This window comes from Bilophila sp. 4_1_30 (assembly GCF_000224655.1).
Taxonomy (GTDB): domain Bacteria; phylum Desulfobacterota; class Desulfovibrionia; order Desulfovibrionales; family Desulfovibrionaceae; genus Bilophila; species Bilophila wadsworthia.
The window spans coordinates 1-647 of the sequence record NZ_JH114294.1 but is presented as its reverse complement, the minus strand read 5'-3'; the positions used below and the strand labels follow the sequence as shown (position 1 = coordinate 647).

Here is a 647-nt window from a genome sequence, read left to right as displayed (position 1 = left end):
TTGTCGAGGGCGGCCTGCACAGCCTGTTGCTGTTGCGTTTCCATTGCGGCGTTGGCTTCGGCGGCCCCCTGTTTCTTGGCGTCCGCTTCGATCTGCGCCAGCAGTTCGGGATGGCTGGACGCGAGTTCTATGCGATCCATAGGTTTCTCCTTGGTGGTGTTGATGAGCGCGATGAGCGCGTCCATGCCGGGCACGATGCCCGTGACGAGGCCCAGCTCGTGGGCGCGGGATGCCAGAAAGACCTGCCCGTCGCCCCATGTCTCCGGGGCGGACGCATCGACCGGCATGTGCGCGGCGACGTCGGCCCGGAACATCGTGTGTAGTTCGTTGATGGGCTGCTGCAGGTAGGCTTTGACCTCATCGGTCAGCGGCTCGGCGTCGTTGCCCGCGGCCTTCCATGCGCCGCCGGTAAGGTGGGTGACGCGGACGCCGCATTTCTCGAGGAAGCCGGACCAGTCCATATGCCGACAGATGACGCCGATGCTGCCGACGGTGGCCGTGGCCGGGGCATAGACGCGCCCGGTGGCCGCCGCGAGGTAATAGGCGGCGGAGGCGCACAGGCCGTCGGCGTAGGCGTACACGGGCTTCGCAGTTTGCGTGGCCAGCCATGCGGCCAGCTCAGGGACGCCGGAGGCCACGCCGCCCGG

Annotated in this window: 1 protein-coding gene; it reads right to left on the bottom strand. The window is 67.7% G+C overall.

All coding sequences use genetic code 11. From position 1 onward, the window contains the following. On the bottom strand, positions 1–647 hold a 647-nt coding region (locus tag HMPREF0178_RS20225), incomplete at both ends, for a S49 family peptidase (protein WP_009369405.1).